This is a genomic window from Pseudomonas sp. 2822-17 (assembly GCF_002742485.1).
Lineage (GTDB): Bacteria > Pseudomonadota > Gammaproteobacteria > Pseudomonadales > Pseudomonadaceae > Aquipseudomonas > Aquipseudomonas cyclaminis.
In genome coordinates, this window is the sequence record NZ_LJRZ01000158.1 from 1 (window position 1) to 331 (window position 331).

Here is a 331-nt window from a genome sequence, read left to right on the forward strand (position 1 = left end):
ATATTTCAGTTACAATGGGCATGTCTCTTAGATTGGAAGCGCCAATATGTCGAACCTGATGTCATGGACGGTACCAACTGGCAGGTGGAGTTGGTGAGAGACGGAAGAAATATTTATAAACAAGGCAACAATAAGTTCCCACGAGGTTGGGAAGAGTTATGTCACGCAATAAAAGAATTAACTGGACAAGAGTTTTCATAAACTAGGGGGCGGTTCTTGCGTTTTTTTCGTTAGAAAACGCAAGAACCGTCCCCCTGTTTTTGGCCGTTGACCAAGGAAACTGCATTTGCTCCTCAAATTATTTTAACCTTTTTATGGGTTTTTATGGTAA

General features: G+C 41.1%; 1 protein-coding gene. It reads left to right on the forward strand.

All coding sequences use genetic code 11. The features are described from left to right. Nucleotides 1–201 (forward strand): hypothetical protein (locus tag AOA60_RS33240; protein WP_218240498.1); only part of this gene is annotated, 201 nt, incomplete at its 5' end. Between the last annotated feature and the right edge of the window lie 130 nt (nt 202–331).